Source organism: Halostella pelagica (assembly GCF_004762015.1).
GTDB classification, from domain to species: domain Archaea; phylum Halobacteriota; class Halobacteria; order Halobacteriales; family Natronoarchaeaceae; genus Halostella; species Halostella pelagica.
This window is the reverse complement of the sequence record NZ_SJES01000002.1, coordinates 614,553-638,023: the sequence shown is the minus strand read 5'-3', so window position 1 is coordinate 638,023 and position 23,471 is coordinate 614,553. Positions and strand designations below refer to the sequence as shown.

24 protein-coding genes and 1 tRNA gene are annotated in these 23,471 nt (G+C 63.7%); 6 read left to right on the top strand and 19 right to left on the bottom strand.

Features of this window, described 5'->3' with window-relative positions; all coding sequences use genetic code 11:
• Positions 1 to 306: 306 nt before the first annotated feature.
• The gene (locus tag EYW42_RS07605; RefSeq protein WP_135534646.1) at positions 307 to 486 is read right to left on the bottom strand and encodes a hypothetical protein; all 180 of its coding nucleotides are present in this window, start codon (positions 484 to 486) and stop codon (positions 307 to 309) included.
• Positions 487 to 663: 177 nt separating this feature from the next.
• Positions 664 to 1,098 (bottom strand): winged helix-turn-helix transcriptional regulator, encoded by a 435-nt coding sequence (locus EYW42_RS07600; protein WP_135534645.1) that lies wholly within the window; start codon positions 1,096 to 1,098, stop codon positions 664 to 666.
• Positions 1,099 to 1,314: 216 nt separating this feature from the next.
• On the opposite strand from EYW42_RS07600, the gene EYW42_RS07595 reads away from it, so the two are divergent.
• Complete coding sequence (locus EYW42_RS07595) at positions 1,315 to 2,295, top strand: hypothetical protein (protein WP_202613828.1); 981 nt, start codon at positions 1,315 to 1,317, stop codon at positions 2,293 to 2,295.
• Positions 2,296 to 3,112: 817 nt separating this feature from the next.
• Here the strand turns inward: EYW42_RS07595 and EYW42_RS19770 are convergent.
• On the bottom strand, positions 3,113 to 3,289 hold the full coding sequence (locus EYW42_RS19770) for a DUF7838 family putative zinc beta-ribbon protein (RefSeq protein WP_202613827.1): 177 nt from the start codon (positions 3,287 to 3,289) through the stop codon (positions 3,113 to 3,115).
• A gap of 167 nt (positions 3,290 to 3,456) precedes the next feature.
• Between EYW42_RS19770 and EYW42_RS07590 the strand changes: the two genes are divergently transcribed.
• Positions 3,457 to 3,990 carry a cob(I)yrinic acid a,c-diamide adenosyltransferase gene (locus tag EYW42_RS07590; RefSeq protein ID WP_135534644.1) on the top strand — a complete coding sequence of 178 codons (534 nt, stop codon included), beginning with the start codon at positions 3,457 to 3,459 and terminating at the stop codon, positions 3,988 to 3,990.
• 12 nt (positions 3,991 to 4,002) lie between these two features.
• On the opposite strand, the gene EYW42_RS07585 is transcribed toward EYW42_RS07590, so the two are convergent.
• Positions 4,003 to 5,784, bottom strand: a complete 1,782-nt coding sequence (locus EYW42_RS07585; RefSeq protein ID WP_135534643.1) for an adenine deaminase C-terminal domain-containing protein — start codon at positions 5,782 to 5,784, stop codon at positions 4,003 to 4,005.
• A complete protein-coding gene (locus EYW42_RS07580) occupies positions 5,781 to 6,728 on the bottom strand; it encodes an MBL fold metallo-hydrolase (protein ID WP_135534766.1) in 948 nt (315 codons plus the stop codon). The genes EYW42_RS07585 and EYW42_RS07580 overlap by 4 nt, the downstream gene beginning before the upstream one ends.
• 362 nt (positions 6,729 to 7,090) lie before the next feature.
• On the opposite strand from EYW42_RS07580, the gene EYW42_RS07575 reads away from it, so the two are divergent.
• Both EYW42_RS07575 and EYW42_RS07570 read left to right on the top strand, forming a co-directional pair.
• Entirely contained in the window at positions 7,091 to 7,345 is a 255-nt protein-coding gene (locus EYW42_RS07575; RefSeq protein WP_135534642.1) for a DUF7553 family protein, read from the top strand.
• Positions 7,346 to 7,391: 46 nt separating this feature from the next.
• Positions 7,392 to 7,466, top strand: a tRNA-Val gene (locus tag EYW42_RS07570).
• A gap of 223 nt (positions 7,467 to 7,689) precedes the next feature.
• On the opposite strand, the gene EYW42_RS07565 is transcribed toward EYW42_RS07570, so the two are convergent.
• Genes EYW42_RS07565 through EYW42_RS07510 form a run of 12 tightly spaced genes read right to left on the bottom strand, consistent with a single transcriptional unit; the run spans position 7,690 to position 19,841 of the window.
• Positions 7,690 to 8,190, bottom strand: a complete 501-nt coding sequence (locus EYW42_RS07565; RefSeq protein WP_135534641.1) for a molybdopterin-dependent oxidoreductase — start codon at positions 8,188 to 8,190, stop codon at positions 7,690 to 7,692.
• A gap of 14 nt (positions 8,191 to 8,204) precedes the next feature.
• Complete coding sequence (locus EYW42_RS07560; protein ID WP_135534640.1) at positions 8,205 to 9,548, bottom strand: P-loop NTPase; 1,344 nt, start codon at positions 9,546 to 9,548, stop codon at positions 8,205 to 8,207.
• Positions 9,549 to 9,550: 2 nt separating this feature from the next.
• Complete coding sequence (locus EYW42_RS07555; protein ID WP_135534639.1) at positions 9,551 to 10,381, bottom strand: HEAT repeat domain-containing protein; 831 nt, start codon at positions 10,379 to 10,381, stop codon at positions 9,551 to 9,553.
• Positions 10,378 to 11,271 carry a hypothetical protein gene (locus EYW42_RS07550; protein WP_135534638.1) on the bottom strand — a complete coding sequence of 298 codons (894 nt, stop codon included), beginning with the start codon at positions 11,269 to 11,271 and terminating at the stop codon, positions 10,378 to 10,380. Before EYW42_RS07550 ends, EYW42_RS07555 begins: the two co-directional genes overlap by 4 nt.
• On the bottom strand, positions 11,268 to 12,032 hold the full coding sequence (locus EYW42_RS07545) for a molecular chaperone TorD family protein (protein WP_135534637.1): 765 nt from the start codon (positions 12,030 to 12,032) through the stop codon (positions 11,268 to 11,270). Before EYW42_RS07545 ends, EYW42_RS07550 begins: the two co-directional genes overlap by 4 nt.
• Positions 12,029 to 12,910 (bottom strand): ethylbenzene dehydrogenase-related protein, encoded by an 882-nt coding sequence (locus EYW42_RS07540; RefSeq protein WP_135534636.1) that lies wholly within the window; start codon positions 12,908 to 12,910, stop codon positions 12,029 to 12,031. Before EYW42_RS07540 ends, EYW42_RS07545 begins: the two co-directional genes overlap by 4 nt.
• Before the next feature lie 49 nt (positions 12,911 to 12,959).
• Positions 12,960 to 14,021, bottom strand: a complete 1,062-nt coding sequence (gene narH / locus EYW42_RS07535) for a nitrate reductase subunit beta (RefSeq protein ID WP_135534635.1) — start codon at positions 14,019 to 14,021, stop codon at positions 12,960 to 12,962.
• A complete protein-coding gene (locus tag EYW42_RS07530; RefSeq protein ID WP_135534634.1) occupies positions 14,018 to 16,969 on the bottom strand; it encodes a nitrate reductase subunit alpha in 2,952 nt (983 codons plus the stop codon). The genes narH and EYW42_RS07530 overlap by 4 nt, the downstream gene beginning before the upstream one ends.
• Complete coding sequence (locus EYW42_RS07525; RefSeq protein WP_135534633.1) at positions 16,966 to 17,178, bottom strand: hypothetical protein; 213 nt, start codon at positions 17,176 to 17,178, stop codon at positions 16,966 to 16,968. Before EYW42_RS07525 ends, EYW42_RS07530 begins: the two co-directional genes overlap by 4 nt.
• Positions 17,171 to 18,604, bottom strand: coding sequence for a cytochrome b (locus EYW42_RS07520; RefSeq protein ID WP_135534632.1), 1,434 nt, complete (start codon positions 18,602 to 18,604; stop codon positions 17,171 to 17,173). Before EYW42_RS07520 ends, EYW42_RS07525 begins: the two co-directional genes overlap by 8 nt.
• A complete protein-coding gene (locus EYW42_RS07515; protein WP_135534631.1) occupies positions 18,604 to 19,266 on the bottom strand; it encodes a QcrA and Rieske domain-containing protein in 663 nt (220 codons plus the stop codon). The genes EYW42_RS07520 and EYW42_RS07515 overlap by 1 nt, the downstream gene beginning before the upstream one ends.
• A complete protein-coding gene (locus EYW42_RS07510; protein ID WP_135534630.1) occupies positions 19,266 to 19,841 on the bottom strand; it encodes a hypothetical protein in 576 nt (191 codons plus the stop codon). The genes EYW42_RS07515 and EYW42_RS07510 overlap by 1 nt, the downstream gene beginning before the upstream one ends.
• Before the next feature lie 186 nt (positions 19,842 to 20,027).
• On the opposite strand from EYW42_RS07510, the gene EYW42_RS07505 reads away from it, so the two are divergent.
• The gene (locus EYW42_RS07505; protein WP_135534629.1) at positions 20,028 to 20,666 is read left to right on the top strand and encodes a helix-turn-helix domain-containing protein; all 639 of its coding nucleotides are present in this window, start codon (positions 20,028 to 20,030) and stop codon (positions 20,664 to 20,666) included.
• Positions 20,667 to 20,689: 23 nt separating this feature from the next.
• Here the strand turns inward: EYW42_RS07505 and EYW42_RS07500 are convergent, their stop codons facing one another.
• Both EYW42_RS07500 and EYW42_RS20675 read right to left on the bottom strand, forming a co-directional pair.
• Positions 20,690 to 20,869: a hypothetical protein gene (locus EYW42_RS07500; protein ID WP_135534628.1), complete on the bottom strand. Its 180-nt coding sequence runs from the start codon at positions 20,867 to 20,869 to the stop codon at positions 20,690 to 20,692.
• 102 nt (positions 20,870 to 20,971) lie between these two features.
• Positions 20,972 to 21,214, bottom strand: coding sequence for a DUF7560 family zinc ribbon protein (locus EYW42_RS20675; protein ID WP_449271867.1), 243 nt, complete (start codon positions 21,212 to 21,214; stop codon positions 20,972 to 20,974).
• Positions 21,215 to 21,617: 403 nt separating this feature from the next.
• Between EYW42_RS20675 and EYW42_RS07495 the strand changes: the two genes are divergently transcribed.
• Positions 21,618 to 23,399 (top strand): DUF7289 family protein, encoded by a 1,782-nt coding sequence (locus EYW42_RS07495; protein WP_135534627.1) that lies wholly within the window; start codon positions 21,618 to 21,620, stop codon positions 23,397 to 23,399.
• Positions 23,400 to 23,471 lie beyond the last annotated feature (72 nt).

The window sequence follows — 23,471 nt, the reverse complement described above, 5'->3', positions numbered from 1 at the left end:
TCTGATCTCTCGGTCGGCGGCGTTCTCTCGAACAGTTTCTTCCTGTGCAGTCACTTTCTTTCACAACTCGTGTTCAGTTCTTCCAGAGCCGCTCGGACGGGAACCGGACTCAGGACAAGTCGCTGGATCGCTGTTTGTGGTGAACGGACGGCGGTATACCGCCGCCAACCGGAGAGGGGTGGACGAGTTCACTAGCTATCGCTTGTTTCATTAGACTCTCATGGTTCTTAACGCGGGCGTCAATTTAGCCTGCAGCTGATCGCTCAGTACAGAACGAGGACAGTTCGTTCCGTAGTTTGAGTGAACTCACTCCTCCGCTTGGTTATCGAGGTAGTTGTTTATCATCATCGGTGAAATAATCCCGACGAACATGATAAGGCCTATCGTCACCTCGTCCGGGAGTTCAGTAAGATAGAACGTAGCTGCGTGGAGAACCAGTGCCAGAGCCACGAAGATTCCGATTATTTTGTTCTCTCGTGAGACCATACTCCATCTTGAATTTGATCTTACAATATATTTGGGTAATTCTCTATTTGGTAAAACGGTGAGAACCATATACGCAAAGCGACCTATCGGTTGGTTCACGACGTTTCCGGGTGAAACTACTATTGTGCGAGGTATTCTTCCGAAAGACTCTCTGATAGCGTGTCCCCCCGGTATCGTTTACTCTGAGTACCCTGTTACGTCTTCACCGAACGGGTCCACGTACGGGTCCTGGTCACTACACCGCGCTAACTTCCTCTTTGTTTCTTCCTGGTCTAACCACTCATCAAGGTCGCTTCGACCGTCTTCAACCTGCTGGTGCATGTCCAGCATCGTCCGATACGCGTGAGTAACACCCAACTGGTCCAGTTTCTTCACGATGCGCGCACCACGTTCGCTTAGCCGATACTGGTCACCGACTGACGTTTCCTGCTCGTCAATCTCGGGAGTGACTAAGCCGAGATCGCGTGCTTCTGCGAGGCGATACGTGAGCGTTGAGTCACTGATATGCAGCAACTCCGCGAGGTCTGTGAACCGCTGCGGGTCGCTATACAGCAGGATGAGGACACCGAGCGCGCCGCGAGAGGTACAGTACTCCCTCACCGTATCAGCCATGCAATACCCGCTGTATCAACGCCCGCCGTAGTGAAACTTCTGCACGAACAAAGATAGCTACGATTCATACAATACTTTGGATACAAGCGCTCAACAAGGCGAACCCGGCTCAAGCGGTTGTTGATTTTATACGCACTCTACGTAGTCACATCCGGAAATTTCGGAATTACCGCCCCCGCGCTTATACTTCGAATCAAAGTACATCGCTCTCAACGCATGACGGCCACTCCGGACACGACGCACGCGGTGCTCAGCGCTGTCCGAGAGTCACATCCTCAGTGGCCGTACGCAGATTCTCACGACACGGTAGACGGTGATCCGTGGCCGCTCGCATGGGATGCCGCTGCATTCATCGAAGAATGGTTCGCCCACCTCGACCACAACGACCTGGAAGAAGCACTCTGCAACCTCCCACTGGACCCCTGGAAGTTCGGGTACGACATCACTGAGTGGCACGACAAGCGAGAGCCACAAGCATTACTCAGAGCACACCTGCTTCGTATCGTCAAAGGGTGGGGCGGCGAAACCGCGCTCACAGACTACCTCAACGACAACCCGGAGCTGGTAGATGCCCTCGGATTCGACAATGGAAGGGCGTCGAAATCTACGCTGTGGCGTGTCTGGAACGACGGAAGACTCACCGACACCCACAAACAAGTTATTCGGACCATCGGGCAAGTGCTCGTGAACGTCGCCCGCGAGCACGACGTGCCTGCGCCCGACGAGGTGTTCCACCCGGACCCGAGTGTCGATGCTCCCGAAGACGTGACACAAGATGACTCAATGGTTCAGGATCGCACGATAGCTAACACGCGGGAGGTCTGGAAACACGGCAAACCGATGTTGACCGAGAACTACTATCTTCCGCGTGGAGTGAACACTGAAATCAACGAAAACGCGTTCTTCGAGGGGCACACCTTCATCGGGTCACGCGAAGAGATGTACGCGGAAGACGGGACGTGGAATTTCGCAGCAGAAACCACACGCGACCGCGTCCAGACCGGCAGCACGCACCGATATCACCTGCAGAAGATCGGGCCTGATGCCGCACGCCAAATGCACCGCGATACAACAGAAGCGTTGATCGAACGAGCACGGCGGGACTCAGAACTCGTTGGCGGTGTGCTCGCCAGCATTGACATCACGAAGTCGAATCCGACCGGGAAAACACTGAACTCGAAGAGGGGGTGTATTTGATATCGCGTTTAATGGTTTATTTGATCGCCCTGGTGACGACTTCCCGGGACGTTGTTGCGAGGTTCTTCAGGCGCTCAAGCCAGGGGTACCACGTGACGAGAGAACTGTGGCTATCACACTTACCAACGCAGTCCGAAAGTGTGTGACAGGAAGCGTTCAGCCCAGACCAGGGGAATTCACTGAACTAAATGATCATCTCCGAGTGCAGGGACGACAGGTGATGGCTCTCAGAGCCCTCAACCTCAAGCAGTTCATGAGTACCGCCCTGGCACGCGGATGCCCTGTCGAGATCAAGACAGCCTGTCCCGGATCTGGCCACGGATGCGGGGCTATTCCTCACCGCAATGGACTCTGCTCGTGTCATTTTCTCCGTCGAATCCACCGTATGGCCTCTGCGAGGACTGATCCGATAGTAGATTAGGGCGAGGATCCGCTGCTCAGGGAGTACGAACCGCCAGTCGTACGGTGATCTCGACCGTGAGAACGTCCTTCGCGAGGGGGTGTTTGGTCCGCTTGTACGGATGGGTCGAACTTCCCACCGGCAGACTCGTCTCGGCATGCAGTCCACCACATCGATCCTCGGTCGGACGACACCGACAGATCCTGTTGTGGGCGGCGCTCGTTTCAGCTACTAGCAGTCTTCAAAATCGGTGTGCCGGAGGATATTCCTCTACTCTTACACCCGGACCGATGAGAACAGGCCGGAGAGATCGATGGACTGGACACGTTACCCCGGGGGTACGGTCCAGAACAGGCTACTATAGCTTCGACACTGAGTCGAGGGTGATCGGTCGCGGAGAACAGGCGGGAACCAGTGTTACGCTTCGATGTCGGACTGGCTGGAATCGATGCCGTCGATCGTGACGAAGGAGTAGTTGCACTCGGGGCATCGCCACTTCGTTTTCTCTCCGAGATGGAGCGTCGTGCTCGCGGCACGCCAGAATGTCCGGTCTGTCTCGCAGTCCGGACAGTAGTGGTCGAGTTCGAGGGCCATATTCGATCGTTTCTACGAGCGTTGTTTAACATACTGGTTTCCCCCGGACTTACGCACCAAGTTAAACCTCATAGTGATATATCAAAATCCTCGGACGCTCCAAGCCGCCGCGACTAAACTCGGCGTTCGTGATTGATACTAAGTGGGTCCGAGGCGACCGTGATCGTATGAAAATCTACACCGGTCGCGGCGACGAGGGAATGACGGACCTGCGAGACATGTCGCGCGTCTCGAAAACGAGCCCCCGGATCGAGTCGTACGGGACGGTAGACGAACTGAACGCTCTGATCGGGACCATCGTTCCGACAGGGTACGACGACATCGACGAACAGCTCTCCGGCGTCCAGAACCACCTCCACATCGTGCAGGCGGATCTGGCGAACCCGGACCCCGACGACGGCGACCCGGTCGTTCGCGAGGCTCACGTCGCCGAAGTCGAAGACTGGATCGACTCCTACGACGACGAACTCGACCCGCTAGAGTCGTTTATCCTCCCTGGCGGGTCGGAGACGGGGTCCTGTCTCCACCACGCCCGCACCGTCTGTCGGCGGGCGGAGCGCCGAGTTGTGGCGCTCGCCGGCGAATCGGAGGTCAACGAACACACAGTGGAGTATCTCAACCGCCTCTCGGACGCGCTGTTTACCTTCGGCCGCGCGGTAAACGAGCGTGACGGCGTCCCCGAGGAGAACCCGACGTACTGACTGCGGACGAGATCACTTCCCGCCGTCTCCCGGCGGCATCAATCCCACGACGCGCCGGCCGAAGATGTCTGCGTAGCCCCGCGGCGTGAGTTTCAGCGACGGCACCCCGAAGAAGGTGAGCGTCTGAATCGGAAGCAGCGGCCGTTCGACATCGACGCCTACGGCCCTCAGCGCCGCCCGAACGTCGTCCATGCGTTCCGCTGTTTCGTCGAGAGGCGTGTCCGCGGCGACGCCGGCGACTGCCAACGGCAGGTCCGCGAGCACCTCGCCGTCCCGGACAACGGCGAATCCGCCGCCGGCGTCGGCGACGTGAGATGCGGCACGGGCCATCGCCGCGTCGTCGACGCCGGCGACGGCGACCGACGCTTGCTCCCAGGTGAGACTCGTTGCGACAGCGCCCTCGTCGATGCCGTACCCAGTGAGAAAGCCGGTAAAGGCGTCGTCGACACCGCTCCGGCGGTCCAGCAGCGCGGCCTTGGCAATATCGTCGGACGGGTCTGCGACGAGCGCATCTCCGTCGACAGGGGGACTAACGGTCGTTTCGGTCGTGATGAGGCCGTGGCTGTACTCCAGCGCTCGGACCGAACCGTCGCGGGCCGCACTCGTCGGGACCCGGAACGTCGCCGCGGTCGGGTCGATGTCCACCGAGTCGTAAAACTCCGCGGAGTAGTCGTGTTCTCGCGGGCCGACGGCCGCTTCGCCGTTCCGGACGACGACCTCGCCGTCGCCGACGACGGAACCGACGGTAACCGATTCGAGGTCGTCCAGGACGAGCAGGTCCGCGACGTTGCCCGGCGCGATACTCCCGCGGTCGGTCAGGCCGAAGTGGTTGGCCGGTGCGTGCGTCGCCATCCCGATCGCCGTTTCCGGGGCGACGCCGTGGTCTATCACGCGGCGAACCGCAGCGTCCATCGCTTCGCCCGTAGCGAGTACGTCCGGCCAGGCACCGTCAGTCGACAGGGAAGCGTCGATGTCGTTTTCCCGTACCGCCTCAGCGATCGCCTCGCTGTCGTCGCGGATCGATCCGCTGCGACCGATGGGGTGGATGCCGCGTTCGTGACGCGCCGTCACCTCGTCGGCCGTGATGGCCTCGTGGTCGTTGTCGACGATGTTGGCGTAAGCCGTCAGTTTCTCGCCGGAACAACCGGCACCGTGACCGACGACACGGAGTCCCAGTTCCCGCGCTCGCTCGTAGAGTTCCCCGGCGAGGGAGTCGCGGCCGACGACCTGCACCCAGTCGGACTCGCCGACGCCGACGACGCGCTCGTCTTCGAGCAGGTCGATGATGCCGTCGCGTGTGGCTTCGTCTGCGGGAGCGCCGAACGCGTCGAAAAACGCAAGCGGCGGGACGGTCACGCGGAGGTCGACCGGCAGGTCCGCGCTGGCGGCAAGCAGTTCCCGAACGCCGTCGGCACCGCTGACCCCGCCGAACGCCGTCGCCTCCGTGACGAGCGTCGTCGTTCCGCCTTCGAGGATCCGGTGATACGAGGTTTCGACAGTCTGAAAGATGTCCGCGTGCGTGTGCGCGTCGACGAATCCCGGAACGACCTCACGCCCGTCGGCGTCTACGACCGTCGTGTCGTCGCTGACGACCCCGCCCGCGTCCTCGGGGACGGCGGCGATCCGGTCGCCGACGACCGCCACGTCGCGGTCGCGAAACTCGCCGAGTTCGGCGAGCAGAACGCGGCCGTTCTCGATGACGAGGTCCGCGCTGTCTGCGCCGAGTGCCACTGCCTGTTCACGTTGTCTGTTCGTCGGTTCCGTCCGGTCTTCGTCTCGGTTGTTCCCGTTCATGTTCGTTCGTACACGACGACACCGCCGCGTTCGGATCGCTGTACTTCGCTGCGACGTTCAAGCACGTCGAGGTGGCCGACCGCCTCGCTCATCCCCGGGAAGTACTCGGTCAGCGGCAGGTCGCCGAACAGACCCTCCATCACGTCCATCGCCGTTGTCTTGCCGTCGACGAGTTCGAGGACGTTCTCGGTTCGTTCATCGTGGGATTCGCGTATCTCGCCGATTCGCTCCGATGGGCGGTCGATCACCTCCCGGTGGCCGGGGAGCACGCGGTCGTACTCCCGGCCGCGAAGTCGGTCGAGAGAGTCGTTGAACGCCGGCAGGACTCGCGGACGGGGGTCCCCCTCTTCCGCCGGGGGTTGCAAGAGCGGGTTCGGCGTGATATCGGGGAGTATCTGGTCGCCGACGATAGCCTCCTCGTCGCCGGCGTGCTCGTACTCGAACACCAGTTCGCCCGGCGCGTGCCCCGCGGCGTCGCGTGCCCGAACCGTCTCGCCTGCGACGGTGAGTTTCTCGCCCTCCTCCAGTAGTCGGTCGGTTTCACACGACGGCGAGTACTCCAGATACACTTCTGGGAGTTCGGTCACGGTTTCGGCCGTCGAACGGGCCATTCCGTGGCGCTCGAAGCAGTCGACGAAAAACGACTGTTCGTACGCCAGACGCCCCTCGAAGTTCTCGATGATCCGGGATGTTGCGGGACTCGCGAACACCCTCGCTCCGTCGTCACGAAACCGTCTCGCTAACCCGAAGTGGTCCGGGTGCGGATGCGTCACGAGTATCTGTTCGATGTCCGTGGGCGAGAGGTCGCGTTTCTCCAGTTCGTCGAGCATCGTCGACCAGGACTCCTCGCTGTCCGGGCCGGGGTCGACTATAGTCCGTCCCGAAATGTAGGCGTTGACGGGACCGACCTGAAACGGCGTCGGGATCGAGAGCCGCTTGAACATCACACGCTCGGTAAGACGGTCCGCGGGTAAACTGTTTGTGAACCGGCGATACGAAAAGACGGATCCGCTGGGTCGGTACCGATGCCCACGGTTACGTTCCCTTACAGAGTCGGCGGGACGGCGATGGTGCCCGGACTGCGGCGGTAGCTAATCGTCAAGGCGGCATGACCAGTGACATACTCGGACGGTTCGCCGCCCCGCACAGTTTTAGGCACGCCTAAGAAATACATAAAACCACTGGTTTCGGCCAGCCTAAAAGCTGATGTCAGTGTCAGTCGCGGACTCATACTCTGCGAAGAAATGTCGACTGTGGATTCTGTCCCTCCACAAAGGTTATATCCTTTCGAAGACAACAGATAGGCATGAACAAGCATTTCGAAGACGCACGGTACTACATCAAGCGAGCCGGTGAACACGCTAAGAAAGGCGTTACGGAGGAACTCGAACCCGTCGAGGAGCGCTTCCGGGAGTTGACCGGTAGTGAGCAAGAACCCGAACCGAGTCGCCTCGACAACGTCCGCGAAGAACTCGAAGCTATCGAGGACCGTGCTGAAGGAGAGACGAAAGACGCCCTCGCAAAGGCGCGGCGACGTATCCGCGGACAACGCCCGAACTGATCGGTTCCGGAACGTTTTTCACCGGCCCGCGGGTACGCTTTCTTGCGGGTTGGTGGTCTAGCCAGGTTATGACGGCTCCTTCACACGGAGCAGGCCGGCGGTTCGAATCCGCCCCAACCCATTTCTGATTCCTTGCAACGACGAGCGGTGCGAGAACGTTCTCCGTCGGAGCACGGAACGATTCACCAGATGCCGGTGTGTCGCCGTTCAATCCTGGTGCCAGCCCAACGACACTCATAGAGAGGTCGGCTCTGACGATCCTTGCCGGTCGTTGCCTCGCAGTCGAACTGTCGTAAAGCGGTCGGTCTCACCGGTGGCGGAGACGACGGTGGCGACCAGAGCGGTCATCCGTTCTCCCGGTCGGTCACAGGTCGCATCACCTGTTCCGCCGGGTCATTGCCAGGTTCGATCGAAACTGGTTCGATCCGCGCGACCGCTTTAATCGACTGTTTTCCGTCGATCTGTGTCCCGACGAACCGCGTACCGCAGTTCCCGTTTGCCAGGTCCGCTCCGTCGCGGGTGACGGCGACCAGCGCGTCGAATGCGGCGGCGATCCTGACACAGACGTGGTAATTGTCGGTGCTACTCAGGTGGAGATGCGTCGTCGACGGCGGAGCGCCAGCGATCGCGAGAAGGTCCCGAACGGGAACGCCTGTCCACGTCGCTACGGTTCGGTCGCCGGACGCACAGACGACCGAACATTCGCGTTCGACGGTCGGGAGCGCGCCAAGGTCGTCGCGAGTCAGTTCTAACCACTTCTTGCCGATGATATCGACGGTCGCGCCGCCGTCGCGACCCGTATCTCGCTCGGAACCCGTTCGCGGGTCAGGAACGTTCCGGGTCATGCTCGACGATTCGGTTACGGGCGGACGGCCGTGAGGACCCAATCGTCCGGAGTCCGTCGGTCAACCTCGAACGAGTCGATAGCGGCCGGATCGCGGTCAACGACCTCAGCAAGGTACCCTCTGACGGGCGACGGGTCTCTGTCACTGACGAGCGTAAACGTCGCCCCGCTGTCTAGCGATTCGAACCGTTCAGCGACGCGCTCGCGCCGTTTCTCCGGGGGGTCGCCGCGAATATCGACCGCGTCGTCAGGTACGTCGAGGTCCCACGCGGTCGCCGCCGCGTCGGCCACGGCGTCGGCGAGACGGCCCATCTCCGTCGGTGCAGCGCCGGGGACGGGGGTCTCTTGGAGGTCAGTCGAGAACGGGATTTCGGCGAGGACCGGCGCGGACAGCGTGTCGGCTGGCGAACTTCCCGGAAACAGGTCGTGTTCGTCACCGCAGGACGGACAGGTGAACCCGCCCATGTTGATGACTGCTCCGAGGACCGGCACGTCGTTGTCCCGGAACAGTTCGATGCTCCGAGCGGTGTCGTCGAGGCTCGCCGGGAACGGAGTCGACACGACGACGACGCCGTCGACCGGAACCTCCTGAAGCGTGGTGAGGACGATGTCACCGGTGCCCGGTGGCAGGTCGATAACGAGCGTGTCCTCGGCGCGCCACGCCGTGTCCTCGAACAGTTCCGTCAGCGCGTCGTGGGCCATCGCACCGCGCCAGGCGAGCGGGGCTCCGTCCTCCATCAGGCCGACGCTCATTACGTCGAGCTCCGCGTCGGGAGTGGACGCGTCGACGGGCAGGGGGTGGCCCTCGTCGTCCGAGCGGACGGGGCCGGACATGTCGAGGAGCGACGGGACGTTCGGGCCGTGGATGTCGGCGTCGAACAGTCCCGTCGGCCGGCCGGCCGCGAGCGCGCAAGCGAGACCGGTCGAGACGGTCGATTTACCGACGCCCCCTTTCGCGCTGGCGACGGCGATCACCGTATCGAACCCGGCGACGCCGAGGTTCCTGTCACCTGCCGACGGGGCGACCGGTTCGACATGGGTACTATCGACGCCGGGAACGTCGCGAACCGCGCGCAACATCGCGCCCATCACGTTCGTCGCGTTCGCCTCGTCGAACTCGGCGACGGCGGCTTCGATGGTCACGTCGGCCCCCTCGATCCGTATCGACTCCACTAGTCCCGCCTCGAAGACGGTCACGTCGGCGTCGGGGTCGCGGACGGCACGCAAAGCGGATTCGACCCGGTCTTCGAGACTGTTGGCATCGGAGTCGACAGTGTCGGTGCGTTCGTCCGCAACCGCGGCCGTATCGTCGGACGCGGTTTGGTCGGCGTCGGTCGTCGGGTGTGAGTGGTCAGTCATGGTCAGAGGTTCGGCGTTCGGTTGAGGTCGTCTTCTCCCGGGAGCGTGCGGTCCGATTCGTCGAGGGTGCCGCTGAACTGCCGGCGGAAGCTGCCGGCGTCGACCTCCCGCGCACGCACGGCGGTCTCGCGGACGATGCTGCTGTCGTCGTCGGCCAGTCGGTCCAGTGTCTCGTGCGCCCGCTCGTCGTCGATACCGCCGAGCAGATGTGCGGCCCATTCTCGGACCCGTTCGCTCGGGTCGTCGGCCGCCTCGACGAGCACGGGGAGCGCGCCCTCGCCGCGGTGTTTGAACAGGGACACCGCGGCGTTCCGGCGGACGGCGTGATGCCCGTCGTCCAGCGCGGATTCGAGGGGGTCCTCGTGTTCGGCCCGGTCGAGTCGGTCCAGGGCGACGACAGCCTCCGCGCGGACCCACGGCTCTGGGTCGTCGGTCAGCGCGAGCGCCGTCTCGGCGGCCACTTCTCCGCCGAGTTTCGCCAGCGCCTCGACGGCGAACTGCCGTACTTCGGCATCGTCGTCGGTCGTCGCAGCCTTGCTTAGTGCGCGGACCGTGCGGTCGTCGTGCTTTCGCTCCGCGAGTTCGAGTGCAGCGCGACGACGCTCGATGACATCATCTCCGGCGAGCGCGGCGAGCAGGTCGCCCCTGGCGTCGTCTTCGACGGGTTCGGTGTCACTGGCCGCGAGTTCCTCCGGTGACGCCTCGCCGATCGTCACGTCGCGGTCGACCTCGATGTCTTCCAGTCCTTCGGGCTCCTCGTCGAATCCGGGACTCTGTTCGGGGTGGAGTTGCGGGTCCGGCGGCCCGTCGGTCGCTTCTTCTTCGTCTCTCACGCTGTCTCACCCCCTCGCGAGTCGACCAGTAGCGCGACGGCGACGACGACTCCCAGCGCCCGGATCAGCGTCCCGGGGACGCCGGCCGCGAGAAGTAACCCGGTACCGAGCGCGGCGTCGACCCGGCCCCGGCGGAGCGTGTGAGCGATTCCGGCGACGCCGCCCCCGACGGCGAGGACGACGAGCGCGAGGGGTGCGCCGACGACCCCGACACCCACGAGCAGCACTGCGCCCATCACGTACGGGATGCTCGCTGCGGTCCCGTACGTCAGGAGGCCAGCGAGCGCGCCGACGGTCAGACTCGCTCGGTCCATACCGACGAGAAGCGGCACCAGCGCAACGCCGAATAGCGCGAGCCCAGAGCCGAGCGGACGGAGAGTCACGGTTTCAACGCCCGCCGTCGCCGCGAGCGATACGACGACGCCGGCCGTGAGGACGGTCACGACGCCTGCGCGGCGAATCGAGGCGACGCTCGCGTCTCGCCCGAGCCGCCGGACACGGCTGACCGTGGCGAGCCCGCCTCCGAAAACGACGCCGGTAGCGGCGGGAAGCCACGCCATCGGCGACGCGAGTGCGACCAGCCCGAAGCCGCCGGCGAAGGCGAGACCGATACGCTCGCCGGGCGCGTCCGCAGTCGTTGCGAGGAGCAGTCCCGCTAGCGCGGGGCCGGCGACGCCGACCGGGAGCAAGACGGTTACGAACTCTCTGAGCGGGTCGGGAAGCGTTCCGGGTGCGTTGTGAGCGATACGGTACAGCGTCGTTGCCGCGACCGAGAGAAGCGCGAGCACCCCTGCGGCGGTGCGTGTCGAAAGCGGCGACTCCGTCGAGAGTCGGGCGACGACCGCTTCGAGACGGCTGTCGGCCATCTCGTCGGCTCGGCGTCCGCTCACCCGCCGTCACCTCCCTCGAACCGTTCGGCGAGAGCGGTCTGGTCGGCGGTCACGAACCGGTCGAGAAAGTCGGCGAGTTCGCCGTAGAGGCCCGTACCGCGCTCCTCGTCGATACGGTCGGCGAGGCCGCCGGCGACGACGTGGAGATGTCGGTCGTGAAGGTCGAGCCTGGCCCGCGCGGCGTCGGCCGACGACTCGGCCTCGCGGCGCGCGAGGTACCCCGCGAACTCCAACTGGTACGGAAGGTAGTCGTGGTTGTCTCGGGCAGACTGGTCGACCTCCAGGCCGAAGTAGTCGTACGCCCTCGCCAGGTCGAGATTCACGTCGTTCCACGACGCCTCGGGCCGGTATGCCGTCTCGTACAGCGATACTGGCGGCCCCTGGCTGTCCAGCGAGCCGTCGGTCCGGTCCTCGTACTCAGCGTACCCGACCGTGAACAGGTCGTTGAACCGCGCGCAAAGCGTCTCGTGGTCGTCCTCGACGGTTAGCTCCGGCGCGTCGACTGCCAGACCGGTCGCATCGAGCAGGTCGCGGCAGGTCGCGTCGACATCGCCCGCCGCGATCCGACGGTACGCCGACTCGTCCGGCTCGTCAAACAGCGCGGCGAGGAGCGCGTACACCCCGCCGCGGGCGGCCGCCTGACGGTCGACCCGCTTTGCGTCGAGTCGCTCGGGCACCGGCGGTTCGTCGGTGCTTGCTTCGCTGTCACGTGATACCTCGCCGGAGCAGTCCGCCGCTTCGCCGTTCCTGTCTGTGTTCATCTCGTCTCACCTCTGGTGTTTCGCACCGCGTGGATCGTCACCAGCGCCACGCCGGTGATCGCGAGTCCGGCAATGGTCCACAGGATCGCCTCGTACGGCGGTCCCTGCGGGCCGGATCCGAGCGGGAAGTGGTACCACTCGCTGACCGACTTCTGGCCCGACCGTTCCATGTTCGACCCGTTCCATACCGCGAACGCAACGTCGACATCGCGGTCGACCGCGAGCGAGGTCCGGTTCGTCGCGTCGGACTCGATGTCCCGCGACATGACGACCGTCCAGCGCCCGTTGTCGTGGCTCGCCGACGTATTCACTGCTGCCTGTTCGAACTCGGTCGTCGTCCCCGGGCCCCCGGCGAGCAGTTCCTCCGTCTCGCCGTCCGCGCTCCAGTACCAGAGGTTCACGGGATTCTCAGTGTTTCCCATGGCGATGGGTGGCCGGGCACTGGTGTTTTTCGGCACCTGAACCGCAATCGCGTCGACGAACGCTCGCGGGTCAGTGGCGTTGCTGTCAGCCGTTTCGTCGCTCCACGACAGGCGGAGGTAGAACCGCTCGTCGCTTCGAGCCGACTGAACGCTGACCGTCTCGGTGGTCGTGTCGCTCGCGTTGGGAACGCCGCTCGGCGCGCTGGCCAGCGGGATGTCGACGGCGGGGACGGTGTCCCACGCATCGCTCGTCGGGTCCTGTGGCTCGTCGTCGACGGACACCGACTCGACCGGGATCTGATTCGCCGGGCGGGCGGACACCAGCATGGGTGCGAGCGCGGTCGTCACAACGATCAGACTGGCGATGGCGATCGCCCCGACAGCGACGGACCGTCGCTCCCGGGAACGGCCCGCTCGCGTTTCCGAGTCGTTTCGCGGCTCCCGGTTCTCGCTCATTGTCGAACACCTCCGGAACTCCGTTCCGGCCAGCGCGACTTCGCTCGCATCAGTCGAACACCTCCAACCGATACTTGCGTGCGGGATTCGTGTCCGTGAGCATGTCGAGCAGTTCGCTGGATCCGCCGCGGTCCACTTTGTCGCGCTCCCGCTCGATAGTGTCGAGCGCGTCGTGGACCCCCTCGCCGAACAGCTCTTCGAGGTACGTTCGCGGGATGCGGTCGACGTCGACCGTTTCGCCGTCCTCGGAGTGTTGTGGCGGCGCGAACGGCGGGATGTAGTAGACGTTCGGCTGCGTCCGGTACTCGGGGTGGAGCGGCAACGCGACCTCGTACTCCTTGACGAGCTTGTGTATGGGCCCCTCCTCGTCGTCCAGGAAGCCGACGAGGCGCAACTGCGGCGGACAGTCTTCCGCACAGGCCGGTGCGAACGTTTCGCCCTCTGGCCCTTCCCCCTCGATCCGGGGATAGCAGAAGATGCACTTCTCTGATGTCTTCTGCGTCGCGTTGTAGTACACCTTCTTGTAGGGACAGCCCTCGACGCAGTAGCGGTAGCCGCGACAGCGCTCCTGGTCGATCAGGACGATACCGTCCTCCTCGCGCTTGTAGATAGCCTTGCGCGGACACGCTTCGACGCAGGAAGGATGCGTGCAGTGGTTGCAGATGCGCGGGAGGTAGAAGTAGTACGAGTTGGGATACTCGCCGGCCCCCTGGTCCTCATCCCAGTTCGGTCCCCACTCGGGGTCGCCGTCGGGCCGGAGCGGCTGGTCGCTCCCGTCGTACATGATCTCCTCGTGGTTGAACTCCCACGCCTCGCCGTAGTCCTCCTGGTCGGGGATCTGCCCGGGCTGGCGCTCGCCGTGCTCGTCTGATTTCCAGCCGCCACCGGACTCCTCCCAGTCGCGCGGGTACCCTTTCCCGGGCTTGGTCTCGACGTTGTTCCAGTACATGTAGTCGCGCCCGCCGCCTTCCGTCCACAGCGACTTGCACGCGACCGTACACGTCTGACAGCCGATGCACTTGTTGAGGTCCATCACCATCGCGACCTGGTGGTCGATCCCCTCCGCAATGTCGACCGTTTCGTCGCCCGCATCCGCGTCCTGTGCGGTCATTCGCCGTCACCTCCCTTCTTCCGCACGTCGACCCGGACGTCGCTGTTGACGCCGGTCGGTCCCCAGTAGTTGGGGAAGAAGTAGAGGTGTTCGCCGGTGTCCTCCGGATACTGCACCAGTTGGGTCGGCTTCATGTACATCGGCACGAGCGAGTTGAAATCGGTGTCATCGGGGAACTGGAACCGTTCCCAGGCGAAGTACATCCGGGCCGTACCGCGCTGGCTGCTCGGATAGATCTTCGCCTGCAACTCGACCGTCGAGAGGTCGTTGAACACTTCGACAGCGTCGCCGTCCTCGATGCCGCGCTCGGCGGCGTCTTCGGGGTGGAGGTAGACGACGGGCTCCCCGCGCTGGAGGCGGAGCAGTTTCTCGCTGTCCCGCCACGTCGAGTGGATAGACCACCGGCCGTGGGGCGTGTTGTACTCCATCGGGTAGTCACCTCCCGTGTTCGTCGGTCCCTCCTTGTGGGTCGGAAGCTCCTCGCCGAGTTCGAGGAACCAGTCGTGGTCGATGTAATACTGCTGTCTGCCGGTGACGGTGGGCCACGGGTTCTTCTCCTGCACGTAGTCCTTCCACGGCGTGTAGGCCTCGCCCTCCTCGATGTCCGAGGTCCAGTGGTCGCCCGCCTCCAGCAGTCGCTGGGGTTGCTCGACCGTGTCGGCGAACGTGATCTGCTCGTCACTGTCGGCGGGGTTTGACTCCTCGGAGTGTTCGAGGATGTACTCGCAGGCCGCGCGGTCCTCCGCGAGCGCGTCCGCCTCGTCGGTCGACCAGTCACGGACGTAGTCGTCGTGGATAGTGGTCAAATCGATCACGCGGTCGAACTTCCGGTCCTGCACGGGGTCGACACCACGTTCTGTCGCCACTTCCTGGATCTTCGCGGCGAGTTCGCGGAAGATCTGCCAGTCGGTCTTCGACTCGCCCAGCGGCTCGACCGCGGGCGTGAACGGGTGCACGTAGGAGTGCATGTCCGTCATCGACAGGTCGTGTTTCTCGTAGTGGCTCGCGGTCGGCAACACGATGTCCGAGTACATCGCCGTCGAGTCCATCCGGAAGTTGATGTCGACGACGAGGTCGAGCTTCGGCCACAGCTCCTCCTCGACGGCGACGTTCCCTTTCGCCTGGTTGAAGTAGTTGCCGCGCCAGACGAACATCGTCGACGGGTCCGGACGGGAGCCGTCCTCGCGCTCCTCGGGGTAGACGGGCATCCACCCCTTATCGATAGATTCCCGTATCTTCGCGGCGGTGTCGGGGTCGGTGTTGTCGAGGATACCGGCGTGGTAGTACGTCCACAGCGTCGTTGGCACGCCCCGGACGTTCCCGGTTGGGAACGAGAGCGTCTTCCAGCCGTGGAACGTCCAGATCTTCTCCTGACCGACGTAGTGGTCCAGGCCGGTCCCCTGCTCGCCGAGGTTGCCAGTCAATGTGACGAGTAGCTGGATAGCGCGATTGCCCAGGTCGTTGTGATACCAGTCGTTGACGCCTTTCCCGTGGATGATCTTCGCTTTCTCCGCCTCGGCGAACTCGCGGGCGACCCGCTGGTACGTCTCCCTGCCGACCTCGGTCTCCTCGTGGACAGTCTCCGGGTCGTACTCGGCCAGTTCGTCGCGGAGTTCGTTCCACACCGTCCGGACGCCTACGGTGCCGTCCGTCGTCTCGACCGTCCGCTCGGCGTCGAGGCGCGGGTCGAAATCCAGGTCGATGCTCTTCGAGTAGTCTTTCTGGCCGTCTCGCTCGCCGAGCGACCCCGGCGCTTCGCGGAGTCGGCCGTCAGCGTCGACCATGAGGAGCATCCACTCGGGTCGGTCCGCGTCGGTCTCCACGGCGGGCACGTCGCTCGCGCGGAGGAACTTTCCGGTGTCCTCACGGACCAGAAGGGGCATGTCGGTCTGTTCCTTGAGGTGGGCCTCGTCGTACAGTTCCTCGTCGACGATAGTGCGGGCCATCCCCAGCGCCAGCGCAGTGTCGGTGCCGGAGTCGGGGCTGATCCACTCGTCGGTGTGGATGGCCGTCTGTGAGTAGTCGGTGAAGACGCCGACCCGTTTGGTGCCCTCGTACGCGGCCTCGAGGAAATACTTCGCGTCGGGGATGCGCGTAACGTTGATGTTCGACCCCCAGGCGATGATGTAGTCCGCGTTGTACCAGTCGGCGCTTTCAGCGTTGTCGGTCTGGGTCCCCCAGGTGATCGGCTGGCCCGGCGGCAGGTCCGAGTACCAGTCGTAGAACGAGTGGCTGACACCGCCGAGAAGGTTGATAAGCCGGGAGCCGCTTGCGAACGAGACTGGGCTCATCGCCGGGATAGGCGTGAACCCGCTGATGGCGTCGTAGCGACCGTCTTGGACCTCGTCGACGACGTGTTCGGCGATCTCCATGAGCGCTTCGTCCCACGAGATGCGCTGCCACTGCCCCTCGCCGCGCTCGCCGACGCGCTTGAGCGGATGTTTGATACGCTGGTCGGCGTTGACGTAGTCGGTGTAGCAGGCCCCCTTCTGGCAGCCGCGGGGGTTCGGGTCGGGCAGGCTCTCGTCGAAGCGCGGGTAGTCACCAGCCTGCTCCTCGCGCCAGACCTGCCCGTTTTTCACGTACACGTTCCACGAGCAACTGCCGGTGCAGTTGACGCTGTGGGTCGAGCGCGCGACCGAGTCCCAGTCCCACTCCTCTCGGTAGAGATCCTCCCAGTCGCGGTACGGGTAGTCGCCGATGGGGTCGTCGACGGTCTGTAGCCCGTCCATCTGGAACAGCCCGTCGCCGACGGCGGACGCGCCCCCGATCCCGAGCAGCGACGCGATGCCGACGCCTTCGAGGAAGCCTCGGCGGGACACGGACCCGTCGGAGTCCGTCGGGTCACCCGGCGGGTCGCCGACTGCAGGTCCATCGATCTCGGGGTCTTCGCGGTCCGGTTTCTCTGTTCTCTCGTCGTCGTTCTGCGGTGTGTCGTTTCTGTTCATTCGTCTTTCCGTACGAAAACGGTCGTCAGCGCTAGTGCTACGCCGACCGCGCCGAGTGTCACTCCCGCGAGCGTGTCGCCGCCGGCTTCGAGACCGAGGGCGACCAACCCGACTCCGAGGAGTTTGCTCGCGCGGTCGAGATATCGATACGTCCGAGCCGACAGTCTGACCTCGGTCGGCCAGTCCGCGGCGGTGCGGGCGTCAGTCATCGTCGGCCACCTCCGCCGCGTCGTCCGTTTCGCTGCGCTCGTCGTCGCCCTGAAGGACGCGGTAGGTAAGCAGGCCGGAGGCGACCGGGACGACCAGCAGCGCAACGGTGAGAACCTGGTTTACCACCTCGGTTCCGACGCCCAGCGCGCGTGCGAGCAGGTTGTTCATACCCGCGATGGAGGCGACCATGATCATCTGGATGGCCGCGACGCCGACCGCGGTCTGCCACGGGCGGTCGAGCGGGTTCGCCGTGAAGTGGACCGGATCCTCGCGGTAGTCGACGAAGGGCCAGACGGCGACGGCGGCGAACACGAGCGTCGGAAGTAACACGCCGCCGACGAACTCTGTCGAGACGTGAACGCCGACGAACGGGACAGTGAAACTCATCCACGCGGGAAGGAGCTTCAGGAAGCCGTACACCCACATCAGGAACCAGTCCGGCATAATGAGCTCCGGCGTCCCGGCGGGGTTGTTCGGGCCATACTCCGCGATGTTGTGGACCGGCAGGAAGCCGGCCAGCGCCGCCAGCGCCGCCAGCGTCAGGAAGAAGACGACGGCGCTGACGGCCGCTTGATTCGGGAACGCCGGCAGGCCGACGACGACGCTGTCGTCGTCCTCGTCGACGGTCGCCGAGCCGCCGTCAGTCGCGGACTCATCGCCGGTCGTCGGTAGAGGTCCGCGCACGTCGTCCTCGCGCGGTGCTTCGGTGTGTTTCTGGCGGACGAGGATCCCCATGTGGACCGCCAGTAGCACGGCGATAGCCGCGGGAATGACGAGTACGTGGAGGAAGTACAGGCGGGGAATGGTCGCGCTCGACGGGAACTCCCCCCCGAAGAACGCTTTCCCGACGATCTCCCCCACGAACGGGATGGAGGTCGCGAGGCTGTAGCCGATACCCGTCGCCGTCGCGGCGAACTCGTCGAAGGGCAGCGCGTAGCCGGTGTAGGCCGCGCCCATCGCCAGCCCGGCGAGGCCGGTGCCGACGATCCAGTTCGGCTCGCGCGGGTTGCGGTACGCCCCGGTGAAAAACACCCTGAGCATATGTAACCCGATTGAAGCCACGAACAGGTGGGCCGCCCAGTGGTGCATTCGCCGGATGAACATCCCGAACGGGACGTCGTAGGTGATCTGCAGGACGCTCGCGAACGCCTCCGGAACTTCCTCGCCCTGGAACTTGTCGACGCTCCCCTCGTACTCGACGTCGCTGGTCGAGGGCTCGAAGAACATTCCGAGGAACATCCCCGTCAGGACGAGCATCAGGAAACAAAACAGCGCTATCTCGCCGAGCAGGAACGAGTCCTCGGCTGGGAACGCCTTCCCGAGGAACTCGCGGCCGCTGTCGAGGCCGAATCGGACGTCCAGCCAGTCGTAGGCGCGCTCGCCGGCGTCGGCCGCTCGCTCTGCGAGTTTGTCGGTCCGGGACATCAGTCACCACCAGGGCCGACTGGCCCTTCGAAATCCCCCGTAGCGATGAGATTCCCGTCACTGGAGAGCGTGATAGGCAACTGCGGCAGCGGCCGCTCGGGTGGCCCGCCGACCACCGACGCGCCGTCCATCGGATCGAACTTCCCGAAATGACAGGGACAGACGAGCGTCTCTCCCTCCTCGTTCGACACCATACAACCCGCGTGCGTACAGACCTTCGAGTAGGCGGCGTAGCCTGAAACGGTGAACTCCATCTTCGTTTCGCCGCCGTAGGCGTCCTCGGAGTGGCGGACGAGCAGGGTCGGTGCCCGTTCGATCCCCGGCCGCGGCTCCGGGAAAACGGTCAGCTTCTCGCCCTCCGACAGCGTCGATTCGCCAACTCTGTTCCCGTCGCCGTCGACGAGGTTGATGCCGTCCGAGTAGACCGGGCCGGTGTACGACCGGTCGAACACGCGCGTCAGCCCGGCGAGCGGCGCTGCGAGGCTCCCGACCGCCGTCAGCCCGCCGACAGTGGCGAACAGTTTCGCGTAGTCGCGGCGAGCCAGCGTCGCCCGCGTATCGGTGAAGATACTCGGCCGACCCCCTTCGTCGCCGTCGCTCGGACAGTCCGTACAACGGCCGTTACAGTCGTCTGCTTCGGAGTTCGGTGTATCGTGTCCCATCAGTGTTCCCTCCGTTCCGCGACCTCGACGTGCGGGAGGAACCAGGCGTAGTACGCGACCGTAAGCAGTGCTAACGAGACGAACATCCCCATCGCATAGACGCCGAAGTACTGCGTCCGTGCGAGCGTGAGATACTCGCCGGTAAACAGCGCAGCGAAGACGATGGCGACGATCGTCAACCCACCCATCGCCAGCACTCCCTCGATGGCGTCCGAGGCGTCGTGATACGTGACGACCCAGCGGTCGTCGGTGCGGAACCAGGGTAGCCCCACTTGTCCCCCGTCGGCGACCGCAGCGTCGTTCGCGTCGTCCGGCCGCACCGCCGAGTTCATGAACCGGTGGACCGCGGTGAGCGCAGCGACGAGTCCGAACAGCGCGACCCAGACGATCACGCCGACCTGACTCGGTGCGAGTTTCTCCGGCGTGTCGACGATCTCCTGGAGCGGTCGGATCTCGCTGACGCTCTTGTCTATCTCGACCTCTTCGCTGGGTGGTTCCCCGTGTAGCGCGACGTACCACATCGGCAGGAGCACGGCGACGAGCAACAGGACGATGACTGCTGTTTCTCGCTTCACGGTTCGCCACCTCCCGGGTACTGTAACTGACCGCTCGTTCCCCACCTATGATTTCTGAGCATGCTCTCTGATCTCACGTAGCGTCCATAGGCCGGTAACACGTCGACCACAGGATGGCGGGTGTTTAAAACCGGGTAGAAATAGGTGGGCAAGGTACTTTGCGCTTCGATACGGTTATTCCCCGGTATGGGCGTTAGCATCCGGGCAGAGATCCTGATAGACAACCCGTCTACGTGCCAGATCGCGGCTGTCTCTCAGGAAACATCATCGGTCCGGTCTATCAGACGAACCACTACGCCGGACGGTGACGCGGTCACCGAGGAGTTTACCGTCGAGGCGGACACCGAGATCGACGGCGATGCGATGGACGAGATATTCACGTACGACAGCGACAGCGTCTACCGTTTCTCCCGTGACAGCGGGCAGGGGTGCGTCTGCGAACTCGTCGAGTCCCACGACATCCCGATACAGACTATCCGGGTGGAGAAAGGGTCGCTAATCATCGGCTTTTTCCTCACTGACCTGGACGAACTCCGAGCGGTCGTTTCGGACCTGCGCGCCGACTTCGACGGTGTCAACCTCCGCCGACTCACCCGGTCGGAAGGACCGGATTCGGACGAGAGCCTCGTGTTCGTCGACCGGAACAATCTCACGGACCGACAACGGGAGGTGCTGTCGACGGCCCACGATCTGGGCTATTTCGACCATCCGAAAGGTGCGAACGCGACCGAGGTGTCGGAGGAACTCGGCATCAACAGGTCGACGTTCGCCGAACACCTCGCGGCAGCCCAGACGACGCTACTGGATACGGTCTTCGAAGCCTAGGACTGCCGGACCGTTGGCTCGCTCTACAGCGTCTGCCGTCTCGACGGCTGCGAACAGCCCGAAATCGTGAGTTTCTCCACTTTCCTGTACGCCGTCGACAGCGTAACGTCACAGTCCTCGGCCAACGTCGCCACTGGATCGAAGGACGGATCCGATTCGCCATCGTCGCCGTCCGGGACCGAGCGACGGACGGAGTTGTTCACTGAAATGGCTCCAGCTCGTCTCCACCTGTGCTAACCGTGATTCGCTACAATATACAGGCGGATTTGTAGTCGCCTCCGCTGCCATCACGGAGTGGAGGTCGGTTACTGCATCGTATTGGAACCGATCCGCGAGAACGCACTGGGGCCGACCTGTGCCCGACATAGCACGCAACCGTTGTCCAGAATCTCCGCACGAATGTCGTCATCGACGTCTACCTCAGCGCTACACTCCGGACAGTCGAACGTGAATCGAGACACACTACTCTCTGATCGCCCTCTAGACGCATGTCCCCCCACCCCGCATCGTATGGGTGTTAAAGTCGCAAGTTGTGACACTCTAGTCATACTCACTCATCCGACGCTTGCACGTGTCACGACACCGATGGACTGTCGTCGGCGTCAAACGGAGTCCCAACGAAGACGACGTGTCGCTCGACCCCTCATACTGGGACCCTCGACCGCGTTGAGATCGGAGCGATACTGAACCGCTTGTCTCGTTCTACCCCACTTGACGCCGGTCTCTCCCCAAGGAACCTTGACGACATTCAGGTTCACCGAGTGGACACACCCCCACGGGGCCACAAAAAGAGGGATCGTCCCGTTCCCGCACCGAATGCGGTGGCGTTTCGAAGGCATCACGTAACGAGATACCGTTGATATACTGTACTAAACGGCGTAATTAGTCGGCCTATTCTACGATTACAGCGCTTCTAACTTTGGTTACAGGTCAGTAATCTAACTGCAATTCATGGGGGGAGAGAGCGAGCGGAAACGACTGAAGATCGGATCAGCCCACCGGTCGAACCGGGGCGCATCAGAAGTGATCGGGGTCGTGTTGCTTGTCGGACTCGTGGTCGCCGGGCTAACTCTCGTCGTTGCGGTTGGCGTCCCGGTACTCGATGACTCCAGGCGGAACGCGGAGATCCGCGCCGCACAAACGGGGATGGTCGAACTGGACGCGACGGCCGAGCGCGTGGGCCGCCAGTCCGCGGCGACGGAGCGTCTAACCTTCGATCACAGGAACGGGAAACTCGCCGTCAACGATGACAGGGGACGGATCACGGTCCGGAGCGTCGACTTCGCTTCGGGTCAGTCGGTCGTGGTTGCGAACGAGTCGTTGGGAGAAGTCGCGTACGTCGCCGGAGAGACGCGGATCGTGACCCAGGGAGGCGCTGTGTTCAGACACTCGTCCGGAGGGACGACGATGGTGTCGACGCCGGAAATCGAGTATCGGGACGGCACGCTTCTGGTCGAGTACCTCACCGTCGAGGGTGACCCTTCGCTCGACCAGCGACTGCGGATCCGGTCGGCGAACCGCTCGATTGGAACTACTACAGACGCCGTCGCCAATCCGATCGAGAGCCCACAGGCGCTCACGATCACGATCGAAAGTGAGTACTACACCGCGTGGGCCGCGTACTTCCGGGCGAGAACGCCAGGAAGGGTCTCCGTCAACCACTCCGCACGGGCCGTGACGGTCCAGTTCGTTACCGGGTCACCGCAACTGGAGATCCGGAGCGGTCTCACGGGGACGGCCCCGACCGGAGAGTTACGTCTGACTGGCACCGGCGCGTACACGGACAGTTACGATTCCTCAGAGGCGGCGTACTCCGAGGACGATGCGACGGGACACGGGTCCGTCAGGGTCGCTGGAAACGTCTCGTCCGGTGGTGACGCTACGGTACGGGGAGACCTCTACTCCGGTGAGTCGGTCGAACTCAGCGGCTCGACGGAGATCGACGGGACCGTTCACTGGACCGACAGCTTCGAACGGAACGGCGCGGACTACGACGGCTCCGAGCGGATAGACGGCATCGAGACAGCGACCCCGTTCAGCTCTATCGTCGAGCGACAGGTCGCGCGCCTCGCAGACGAAAACGACAACGCGGACGCGTCCGCTATCTCCGGAAGTTCGCTGTCCACTTCCGGTTCGACGACGACGATCACCGCCGGTCAGTACTCCGTCGAAGCGATCGATCTCGACAACGAGGAACTGGTTCTCGACACGACAGACGGGGACATCGTCGTCGGCGTCCGGGACTACGTCCGCCTCGGCGGAGCGCAGGGGTCGAACATCACCGTCAGAGGGAACAACAGCGTCCGGTTGTACGTTGCGAGCGAACGCGATGTCACCGTCTCCCCGACGGGACTCGGCCAGCGACAGGTCAACGTCCACGTCGGCAAGAAATCCCACGTCACAGTCCCGGGTGACCGGTCCTCGCAGTTCTGGACGTTCGGCACCGAGGACTTCAACGCGACTATCGCTGGCGGAGGCAGTTCAACGACGCGCGCTACCTTCACCGGCGTGATGTACGCGCCGACGCGGAACGGGTCGGGGTACAGTTACGTCAAACAGGCGGACGTGTACGGGGCCGTGGTCTCCGGAACGACCACGCTCGGAACCAAGGGAGCCGTCCATTACGACCAGGCGCTTGCAGCGACGACTGACTCCGGCCTCGCGGACGACGCACCGTGGGTTACGTACCTCCACGTGGACCGGAACTCGGTCACCGTAACTGACGCGGACTGATGGTTCGCCGTCTTACGCCTGCTCCGCGTGACACGCACGAACCTACGTGCGTTCGACACCTGATCTCGAAGC

What these genes read in the sequence shown, in the direction of transcription:
- narH (WP_135534635.1), bottom strand. Translation starts at nt 14,021, where the DNA reads ATGACCGCACAGGACGCGGATGCGGGCGACGAAACGGTCGACATTGCG.
- EYW42_RS07605 (WP_135534646.1), bottom strand. Translation starts at nt 486, where the DNA reads ATGGTCTCACGAGAGAACAAAATAATCGGAATCTTCGTGGCTCTGGCA.
- EYW42_RS07600 (WP_135534645.1), bottom strand. Translation starts at nt 1,098, where the DNA reads ATGGCTGATACGGTGAGGGAGTACTGTACCTCTCGCGGCGCGCTCGGT.
- EYW42_RS07540 (WP_135534636.1), bottom strand. Translation starts at nt 12,910, where the DNA reads ATGAGCGAGAACCGGGAGCCGCGAAACGACTCGGAAACGCGAGCGGGC.
- EYW42_RS19770 (WP_202613827.1), bottom strand. Translation starts at nt 3,289, where the DNA reads ATGGCCCTCGAACTCGACCACTACTGTCCGGACTGCGAGACAGACCGG.
- EYW42_RS07520 (WP_135534632.1), bottom strand. Translation starts at nt 18,604, where the DNA reads ATGTCCCGGACCGACAAACTCGCAGAGCGAGCGGCCGACGCCGGCGAG.
- EYW42_RS07530 (WP_135534634.1), bottom strand. Translation starts at nt 16,969, where the DNA reads ATGAACAGAAACGACACACCGCAGAACGACGACGAGAGAACAGAGAAA.
- EYW42_RS07565 (WP_135534641.1), bottom strand. Translation starts at nt 8,190, where the DNA reads ATGACCCGGAACGTTCCTGACCCGCGAACGGGTTCCGAGCGAGATACG.
- EYW42_RS07515 (WP_135534631.1), bottom strand. Translation starts at nt 19,266, where the DNA reads ATGGGACACGATACACCGAACTCCGAAGCAGACGACTGTAACGGCCGT.
- EYW42_RS07525 (WP_135534633.1), bottom strand. Translation starts at nt 17,178, where the DNA reads ATGACTGACGCCCGCACCGCCGCGGACTGGCCGACCGAGGTCAGACTG.
- EYW42_RS07590 (WP_135534644.1), top strand. Translation starts at nt 3,457, where the DNA reads ATGAAAATCTACACCGGTCGCGGCGACGAGGGAATGACGGACCTGCGA.
- EYW42_RS07585 (WP_135534643.1), bottom strand. Translation starts at nt 5,784, where the DNA reads ATGAACGGGAACAACCGAGACGAAGACCGGACGGAACCGACGAACAGA.
- EYW42_RS07595 (WP_202613828.1), top strand. Translation starts at nt 1,315, where the DNA reads ATGACGGCCACTCCGGACACGACGCACGCGGTGCTCAGCGCTGTCCGA.
- EYW42_RS07505 (WP_135534629.1), top strand. Translation starts at nt 20,028, where the DNA reads ATGGGCGTTAGCATCCGGGCAGAGATCCTGATAGACAACCCGTCTACG.
- EYW42_RS07575 (WP_135534642.1), top strand. Translation starts at nt 7,091, where the DNA reads ATGAACAAGCATTTCGAAGACGCACGGTACTACATCAAGCGAGCCGGT.
- EYW42_RS07560 (WP_135534640.1), bottom strand. Translation starts at nt 9,548, where the DNA reads ATGACTGACCACTCACACCCGACGACCGACGCCGACCAAACCGCGTCC.
- EYW42_RS20675 (WP_449271867.1), bottom strand. Translation starts at nt 21,214, where the DNA reads ATGACTAGAGTGTCACAACTTGCGACTTTAACACCCATACGATGCGGG.
- EYW42_RS07495 (WP_135534627.1), top strand. Translation starts at nt 21,618, where the DNA reads ATGGGGGGAGAGAGCGAGCGGAAACGACTGAAGATCGGATCAGCCCAC.
- EYW42_RS07545 (WP_135534637.1), bottom strand. Translation starts at nt 12,032, where the DNA reads ATGAACACAGACAGGAACGGCGAAGCGGCGGACTGCTCCGGCGAGGTA.
- EYW42_RS07580 (WP_135534766.1), bottom strand. Translation starts at nt 6,728, where the DNA reads ATGTTCAAGCGGCTCTCGATCCCGACGCCGTTTCAGGTCGGTCCCGTC.